The sequence below is a fragment of the Candidatus Sysuiplasma acidicola genome, assembly GCA_019721035.1.
Lineage (GTDB): Archaea > Thermoplasmatota > Thermoplasmata > Sysuiplasmatales > Sysuiplasmataceae > Sysuiplasma > Sysuiplasma acidicola.
Map to the genome: position 1 here is coordinate 33,359 of JAHEAA010000008.1, position 8,151 is coordinate 41,509.

The following is an 8,151-nucleotide window of genomic DNA, read 5'->3' on the forward strand; positions in this document are numbered from 1 at the left end:
GTACTGCAGAGTGCCGGAAACATATGGAATCAGGCTTGCCGATAGAAAACACGACACTGGCTGAGCTTTCACAATTGAACTGCTGTCAGGATGGACCATCTTCCCGCTCATCCCTCATCTTCCTTACAAGCGAACTGACGTTTCCACGTCTTTTGACAGGCATGAAATCGAGTTCGATATGCTTTGTGCGAAGCTGACTCGACAGCGCTTCATCAAGTCCGAGCAGGTATTTTTCTGCTATTGCATTTTCAAGCAGCGTCCCAATGTCTGTGTTCTTCTCAATTGATATTCTCTTTAGCTGTTGCCACGTTCGCTTCTCTATCAGGACGCTGATCTTTACCTTCATCTGTGAGGATATACTCTTGAGAACAAATAGTCATTTTGGTAAAAATGGCCTCTACAAAATCCCGACTGCCTGCCGCAACCGTTCAGCAATCGATGAAACCACATGTGGTTTGCTTTGTTTCAATCCGAACACGCATCTTATGTGTGGGATAACTGCGACCGTGACCTTGTATGGTATGGAGTAGAGTTCTCAGTAACGTCAGGACTCAACTCTATCAAAGATGTTGAGCGGAAGCCTTCGAGTCAATATTTTCAAGCAAAAATTGACAGGGCCCACAAGACGTATATAATTACGATAACAGTAGGGTATACCATGATAAGACACGGTTTTGTTGAAAAGGACATTGCGCCTGAGGACGTGCACAAGAAGGCGATTGAGCTTCTCAGTGCTGAAGGATTCAAGGTGACATCTGATGATGCAAAGGACGGTATGTGGGATATCCATGCAAAGAAGTCAAGCACTGAAAGGATTGTGCTTGGAAGGGTGAGGGATGTTGACATCCTCATAGCAGGAACAAAAGGCAAATTCGAAGTTCAGCTTCATGCAGGCATCTGGGGAAGAGATCTGATCATACCGGCAGTGGAGGGTATTGCCTCCCTGGGCGTTGCAACGGCAGCAGAGCTTCACTCCGGACACGAATTCGAGAAGAAGCTGTGGAAGGAGATCGTGAACAAAATTGACCCGTCTCTGAAGATATGCGACATAGACGGGATGCTCTTCAAGACACAGGCTGACCTCGATCAGCACATGAAGGCGCATCAGCAGCAGATGGCGGCGCAACAGGGTTCGATGCTCGGTCCCATGGCAATGATGGGTGGTATGGGAATGATGGGCATGATGGGTATGGGTATGTTTGGCGGCGGTTTCGGCGGATCGGGACTGTGGATTTGAAGCTCGTTTCACAAACGCAACGTGCCTGCGGCAGCCGCTGAAAAAACGGTTCGCCAGGTCCGATACATCACAGTCGTTCGGACGATTACTTTATCCGGCCAAGCGTGAACGAACCGATATTCAGTGCGCTCTTGCCCGCAGTGTACTGTATCCTGTCCCTCGTCTGCGTTTCGCATATGCCCTGGACGGAGAAGAAATTTGTCTTGCCGTCGGTTGAGAACTCCATCACGCCGTCCATGATGGTGCTGATGATGTGCAGGTCCTGCTCTGACATGATGCCCCTCTCAATGCTGTAAATAGCCACAGCCCCGTCCTTCTTCATTCTCGCCACAAACGGCCTGAGCAGGGCGAAAATGTCCTTTATGTCGAAATTGGCGCTCAGGCTGGAGATGGATCGGAAGATGAGTCTGTATCCCTTCTCGTTCACCGTGCCGCTTATGGACTCCAGTGTGTCCTCCACCATTCTGGTTATGCTTTCGATGTCTCCGCTGTCTTCGAGATATTTCGCATTCTCCGCCACTGAACTGTCGCCGACGATTCTGGAATATGCATCGATATACTGCACGAGTCCCTGCTTCTCATAATCCGTGTAGTTGCCGGTGAAGTGAGACATCTCTTCCCTGATTTCGTCGATTGTCCTGTCCGTCGTCACCCATATGAGCGGAATGCCCGCGCCCAGTCCCTGCGCGGCGAAAGCGCACATGACGATCTCCTTCCCTATGAACGACGGACCGTAGACAATGACCTGAGAACCTACCGGAAATCCTCCGCGCAGCAGATCATCGAGTCTCGGTGTTCCAGTCTTCACCTTCTCCTCATTCGTTTCCGAGGGCATGCTGCCCCGAAACAACTCTATGTCCTCGCCGGAAAAATCAATCTCCCTTGCACCGAAACTCTCCTGCTTCTGCGAAAGCTCGAGTTCCAGCACTTTTATCCTCTCCTCCTTCTCCTTCAGCTGTCCAGTCAGTGTTTGGATTTTCTTCTCCATCTCCGGCTGCTCTTCCGACACGCCTCTGAGATTGTCCGCTTCCTGCTGCATCTCTTCCCTGATTGCCTGTTCCCTGCGTTTCATCTCTGTTGCGTGAGCGCTTAACTCCTCCTCCCTGAGACGCAGCTGCTCTTCCAGTTCCTTCACCTTTTCGTCCCTGACACGAACGGTTTCCTTCATCTCTTCGAGGGCGCGCTCCCCTTCCTTCAGTTTTGCCTCGTAAATCTCCGTCAGCCTTGCAACCTCGGATTTGGTCTCATGGGCCCTCTCCGTCTTCTGCACGGGCACTGTGTCCGCGGCATCCCGGCGTTCGGCAGGTGCATGAAGGTGATAGAGAAAACCGGCAAACATGGTGTTTGTCCACTCGCCGAGGTGTGCTGTCTTGAATCTCATCAGTCCCGCATTCAGCAGTTCGAATTTCAATCCGGTGGTCAGGAGCGAATAATCCTTCCTGAAGTGCTGCGGCGCCCTGTTCTGATAGTCTATGCCCAGCGCAGTGGAAAAGCGCTCCAGATCCTCTGTCCTGAAGACCGGCACAACACTCTCTGCATAATATAGCGAGAGCAGTTTTTTTGCTATCAGCTTGTCGCCGCCGAAGCCGGGGATCACGCCCCAGTTCTGATCAATCTTGAATGAAATGCTCTTCTTCTCAGATACCAGCACGGTGAGTATGACCTTGAAAAAATCCATCCTCTTCACCGCCTCCGGGAAAACAGCGACCTGTTTTCCGAAGACCATTCCAACCTTGTCTGTTTTCGTCTCCATCCAGTTGAAGAACCGGTCATCCGCCGCGCTGTCATACAGGTCATTCGGCGCCAGGTTTCTCAGGAGTTCCGGCTTCTCCTTGAACGGGTATCTGTTCCGGAAATCCGCGATCTGCTGCTGGGCCGCCGCATCCCGCTCTGTGTTCTCCTTCTGGGAGGCAAACTCCAGCGCTTTCGCAACGATTTCCTTTGTGTCCATGCGACTACGATATTGCACGTGATATTTCAACGAATCACTCCGAATTTTCATTTGTGCAAATATGTGTCCTATGTCGAATGCCGACCTGCTGGCATTTCCATTATTCCGCTCTTCCGGCACGGTCGATGCAAACGTTTGCATGCGTCTGCGCTGGGCGTTGCCCGCAGCGACGCAGATGACAACCTATATAGCGAAAGCCTGTTTCTAATCAAAGAGATATGAAGCCTGCCCCAAAGCTTCTGATACCGCTCTTTATCATACTGCTCCTCCTCATCGTGCCTGTCCCGGTTTTGATAGGCGCATCCCTGCTGCTGTCCGGGATGCTTTACCTTCCAACGATATACCTTCTTCTCGAGCAGTATCGCCTCGTCCTCGTTGCGGCAGTCCTGTCCGTGCTGCTGGCCTACAGCCTGCTGAAGGGATATTTCGGCTCCCACAGGTCGTTTTATGCGGCCTTCGGCATCGTGCTGCTGCTCCTCGCCTTTTTCCTCGGCTATGTCCATACACCCCTCTACCGCTTTGCGCTGGCGATTGCTGTCATAGCAGCATTGGAGGCCGTGTATTTCCTGAGGGTGTATGACCAGACTGCAAGATCATGGTATTTGCTCATGTGCGGGCCGGTGCTGTTTATTCTCTTCGCCTTCCCGCTTTACTATCTCGCCTTTCCGGGGTTTGCCATATTCGTCGCTTCCTTCGCCGCGCGCGCCAGCACTCGCGAACTGTCCGTTTCTGAAGTGAATCTGAAATCGATGGGCGTCCAGACGAAGAGCGGGCAGACGCGTGGCGGCTCGAAGGGCGCAAAGACTAAACCGCCGAGGACACGCGCACCCCCGGCGCCCAAACCCTCCCGGCAGAACAGCGCCGCTGAGCCCACTCAGGAAAAGAAACGGGGGCGCATCATGGGCACTATTTTGCCCGCATCCATGCCTGACGACATACTCCCCGCCAACGTCGTATGGCCGAGCCAGAGCGATTATTCAAGGGCGATGCAGAACCTGGGATTCAGCATCTCTGCCACCTATCCAGAGTTGAAGGCATCGAAGGTCATGCCCAATCCCTATGTCAAGCTGCCCGGAAACGTTGTTTACTCTTCGGGAAATTACGGCACCATCTTTAAGCTGGAAAACAGCGGCTCGACGCATGCGCTGAAATGCTTCACGCGCCGCAAGACAGACCTGAACAAGAGGTATTTCGCCATAGCCAGGGCACTGAAGTCCAATGCAGGCAGCGGACTGGCATTCGTCGATTTCGATTACATGCCGAAGGTGATCAGGACGTTCAAGGATCCTGCAACGTTCTTTCCCGCGCTCAGGATGGAATGGGTGGAGGGGAAGACGCTGAACACATTCATCTCCGAGCAGCTTTCGAAGAAGGACGTGCTCAGAGGGATGGCCGCGACCTTCCTTCAGGAGATGATAAAGATAAGGCAGGCAGGCATAGCTCACGGCGACATTTCCGGCGACAATATTGTGATAAGCAACAGCGGAACGATGACGCTCGTTGATTACGACGGCATGTACATACCGGAGTTTTCCGGATCAAAGGCACAGGAGCTCGGCCACGACAACTTCCAGCATCCGAACCGGACAGCAGCAACATATTCTGAGCGGCTGGACAACTTTTCCATACTCATCACGTACCTGACGCTGCTTGCCGTGGCGGAGAACAGTTCCCTCTGGTCAAAATACAACAAGGGCGATCAGGACTGCCTGATTTTCAGGAAGAGCGATTTCACCGATCCTGCCAATTCCAGTGTCCTCAGGGATATACACAAGATTAAGGGAAAGGTCAGCCAGCTGGCCGATATGCTGGAGGATGCGCTCAGGCACGACCCATTGTGGAGCGGCTGCGATCCGCAGCAAATCGCTAAGTTATAGTTATGACGATGAGCGTAACGTCGTCGTTTTTGACCTCTCCGCCGGAAATCAGTTCTCCGACGAACGCATCAAAATCTTCACCGTGCGCAGCAAGCGTCTCCCATGGCTTTTCAGTCTTGTGCAGCAGCACCCACTTCGATAGCGCATCCGTGGCCAGCATGACCGTATCGCCCTGTCTGAAGCGTCCGTATTTGACCTCGATGCCCGGTATCTCAACCTCCTTCTCCAGACCCGCCGAGTATCCCAGGCCGCTCCACATGAGCTTTGGCGTGTTGCTCATGTCGCCGCTGTCTGCGAAAGGGAAGGACTCCATCCTGCCGCGGCTCACCTGGAACATGCACGAATCTCCGACCGCAATACATCTGAACCGTTCGCCCGTCATGTCAATCTGCAGGCCGAGCAGCGTGGAATAGGAGCCCATGAGCGCCTTGTTCTTCTGAAACCAGGGCAGCGAGTCCCAGTCTATGCCGCGGTGCCATTTGTCCCTGGCCAGCCGCAGTATCTCCTTCATCACGTCCCTGTCGTTTCTGTTGAAGTCCGGCGGGCTCTCCACAAAAGTAGTGACGAGGGCGTCTGCCCAGACGTCTGCGAAACTCGACTCCGTCGCACCGTCGGCTATTGCAAAGATGCCTCTGGAGTCGTCATATGCGAAGGAGTCTTCGTACTCGGCTTCGCTGTTTCCAGTCTTGGATCTGTGAAATTCTCTAACAGAGAGCAATTACTGCATCTGCCCCTGAGGTCCTCTTGTCCCTATGTCGACGAACTGGACAAGCTGTTCCAGCTGCGCATTGAACACGTAGGCACGCGCGCTGTCCTTGAGCTCAATCTGCATTTCCCTCGCATATCCGATATACTGCGACGGAAGCTCGCTGGACATGCCGAACAGTGAACGCGCATACTTGTCGTCAGGCAGTTCGGACTCGAATGAGGGAAACGATATCGGCACTGCGGGGTTGGAGGACAGGTGGCAGTTCCATATAAGCGGGGCACCGTCAGAGCTGTTCAGCGCCATGATCTCGGAAGTGACTTTGGTCGGATCGCCGTCCGTTGCCTGGCCGTCTGTTATGTTTATCAGTATCGGAGGATAGGAGGAGGGGTGGCTTTCAATCCACTCCTTCATTATGTCCTTTGATATGGAGAGTGCTTTGCACATCGGTGTGTCTCCGTTGGCCGTGGGATCGAACCAGACACCGAAATCGTAATCGACGTCTGTCATGCCGCCGGCACCGTCCGAGACCTTCATCTGCCTCTTCTCGACGCGCAGCGTGCTGGAAGCCAGCTTGGATATGGGGATCACGTTTCCTCCCCTCAGTATGGAACCGGCCTTACCGGTCACGTAGCCATACCCTATCACGCCTATGTGGAAGTAGTCCCTTATGCCATCACTCTTTGTGCAGCGCAGCACAAATTCACCGATCTGCCTGTTCACGGCATCCGATGCTTCCTGAGCCTTTGACCTCTCCCCTCCCGGGAGCTTGTAGCTCATGGATTTCGACTGGTCGATCAAAAACAGGACCAGAGAAGGGTTTATTCTGCTGATTTCTGCTTCGTATGACATAAAACCAAAAAACTGTGCTGTTTTATAAATAGTTGCGCCAGTAATAATCAATTGCTTATCCAGCATCCCAATTGTGCTACTCGCGGCGCCCGCCGTCTGACGCAGCAAGCCAGCCTGTCCGGAGGAGTCTGGCTTTGTGCATCGTCTTCAGTATTCTGCGAAGTTCGAACTTCCGCACCATCCCGGCCGATAACACTGATGCGGCAACCACTCCGTCCCTCTTTTCGATGTTCGGAACGCGCTGCCTCCGCCGTCACCGGCATGCGCATTCTGGACGGGCATTCCTGTTGTCTCTGGGTGCAAACACCGACAGGCGCCACGGAGTCTTAGTCTCAATCCACGATCTCGTACCAGAAGTCCGAAATAACCCCTTTCCGTCGTTCCTTCTCCCTGTACCTCGCGACAACCGCCGTGCCGGAATCCGCATGCTCACTTCCCCTGAGGTCTATTCTCTGCAGCATGGCAGTGTCCGCATCCACCGGCTTCACGTACGCTACGGCATACGGCACCTTGTTGAAAAATTCCGATGTAGCGTACCACGATGTGGTCCCGGCCAATATGGTGCCATTGTCGCTCACCCTCGTCCATTCCGTATCCGCAAGGCACTCCGGACAGCTGGCCCTTGGAGGGAAGTGGACTATGCCGCACCCGGCACATCTTGTGCCGTAAAGCACTGCGTTGTCCTTGAGTTCCCTGAAGAATCTGGACTGCATGCCGTAGCTGTATTTGTAGAACATGACCATCTTGTCCGGAACTTCGAAATATTTTTCACGCTCGAGCACCGAACTGTTTATTTCGAGTCTTTCCGCGATGATGCCGTCTATGACGCTTTCTAGCGGTTCCGATTTCAGCTCCCTGCTGGCGGTCTCCTTCGCCTTCTCGGTCGAGCTTTTCATCTCACTCCCCTCCAAGGACTGCAACGGAGCAGTACGATGAGCCCGGGCCGCCGATGGACTGGGCGAGTCCCACACCGTTCCTCATCTCCACCTGCCTCCTCTCCGCCCGCTGCCTGATCTGGCAGACAATCTCACCAATCTGCATGACACCAGTGGCGCCGACGGCATGTCCCGCGCCCAGCAGACCGCCTGACGGCGATACGGGGAGCGCACCGCCGGCAAAGGGTATGCCGTCCTCGATGAATTTCCCGCCCTTTCCCCTCTCAGCGAAACCCATCGCCTCGTATCCCTGTATTTCGGTGAAGGTGAAGGCGTCGTGCAGTTCCGCGACATCTATCTCCTTTGCAGGATTTGCGATGCCGGCCATCCTGTACGCCTGGGCCGCGGCCTCATAATGGTTCCTGAGATCTGCGATGTCGCCGTACTTTCCCATTCTGTCCCCTGCCGATCGCGATCCTGTGAATGACTTGTCGTTCGACGAACCTATGCCCATTACCCATACAGGATCCTTCGCACCAGTCTCCGCAACCTTACGCTCGCTCATCAGCACAAGCGCGTAGGCGCCTTCGGTGTAAAGTGAACAGTCGAGCATCTTGAACGGGTATGATATCATTCTTGACGACATCACGTCT

Annotated in this window: 8 protein-coding genes; 2 read left to right on the forward strand and 6 right to left on the reverse strand. The window is 53.8% G+C overall.

Annotated features, from left to right (window positions below; genetic code table 11):
- Positions 1 to 85: 85 nt before the first annotated feature.
- Entirely contained in the window at positions 86 to 346 is a 261-nt protein-coding gene (locus KIS30_05150) for a hypothetical protein (GenBank protein ID MBX8646128.1), read from the reverse strand.
- Between the two features lie 312 nt (positions 347 to 658).
- Here KIS30_05150 and KIS30_05155 point away from each other — a divergent pair, with 312 nt between their 5' ends.
- Positions 659 to 1,237, forward strand: a complete 579-nt coding sequence (locus KIS30_05155; GenBank protein ID MBX8646129.1) for a hypothetical protein — start codon at positions 659 to 661, stop codon at positions 1,235 to 1,237.
- Positions 1,238 to 1,322: 85 nt separating this feature from the next.
- Here the strand turns inward: KIS30_05155 and KIS30_05160 are convergent, their stop codons facing one another.
- On the reverse strand, positions 1,323 to 3,188 hold the full coding sequence (locus KIS30_05160) for a hypothetical protein (GenBank protein ID MBX8646130.1): 1,866 nt from the start codon (positions 3,186 to 3,188) through the stop codon (positions 1,323 to 1,325).
- A gap of 218 nt (positions 3,189 to 3,406) precedes the next feature.
- Here KIS30_05160 and KIS30_05165 point away from each other — a divergent pair, with 218 nt between their 5' ends.
- A complete protein-coding gene (locus KIS30_05165) occupies positions 3,407 to 5,065 on the forward strand; it encodes a hypothetical protein (protein ID MBX8646131.1) in 1,659 nt (552 codons plus the stop codon).
- On the opposite strand, the gene KIS30_05170 is transcribed toward KIS30_05165, so the two are convergent.
- The 4 genes from KIS30_05170 to KIS30_05185 form a co-directional block, all read right to left on the reverse strand.
- Positions 5,055 to 5,783 (reverse strand): protein phosphatase 2C domain-containing protein, encoded by a 729-nt coding sequence (locus KIS30_05170; GenBank protein ID MBX8646132.1) that lies wholly within the window; start codon positions 5,781 to 5,783, stop codon positions 5,055 to 5,057. The two genes, KIS30_05165 and KIS30_05170, sit on opposite strands and share 11 nt — an antisense overlap.
- Positions 5,784 to 6,623 (reverse strand): VWA domain-containing protein, encoded by an 840-nt coding sequence (locus KIS30_05175; GenBank protein MBX8646133.1) that lies wholly within the window; start codon positions 6,621 to 6,623, stop codon positions 5,784 to 5,786. It abuts the gene before it with no gap.
- Positions 6,624 to 6,955: 332 nt separating this feature from the next.
- The gene (locus tag KIS30_05180) at positions 6,956 to 7,519 is read right to left on the reverse strand and encodes a Zn-ribbon domain-containing OB-fold protein (protein ID MBX8646134.1); all 564 of its coding nucleotides are present in this window, start codon (positions 7,517 to 7,519) and stop codon (positions 6,956 to 6,958) included.
- A 1-nt stretch (position 7,520) separates the two neighbouring features.
- A partial coding sequence (locus KIS30_05185; GenBank protein ID MBX8646135.1) for a thiolase family protein occupies positions 7,521 to 8,151 on the reverse strand: 631 nt, incomplete at its 5' end.

Coding starts and splice junctions, on each gene's coding strand:
- KIS30_05150 (MBX8646128.1), bottom strand. CDS start 346: ATGAAGGTAAAGATCAGCGTCCTGATAGAGAAGCGAACGTGGCAACAG.
- KIS30_05155 (MBX8646129.1), top strand. CDS start 659: ATGATAAGACACGGTTTTGTTGAAAAGGACATTGCGCCTGAGGACGTG.
- KIS30_05160 (MBX8646130.1), bottom strand. CDS start 3,188: ATGGACACAAAGGAAATCGTTGCGAAAGCGCTGGAGTTTGCCTCCCAG.
- KIS30_05165 (MBX8646131.1), top strand. CDS start 3,407: ATGAAGCCTGCCCCAAAGCTTCTGATACCGCTCTTTATCATACTGCTC.
- KIS30_05175 (MBX8646133.1), bottom strand. CDS start 6,623: ATGTCATACGAAGCAGAAATCAGCAGAATAAACCCTTCTCTGGTCCTG.
- KIS30_05180 (MBX8646134.1), bottom strand. CDS start 7,519: ATGAAAAGCTCGACCGAGAAGGCGAAGGAGACCGCCAGCAGGGAGCTG.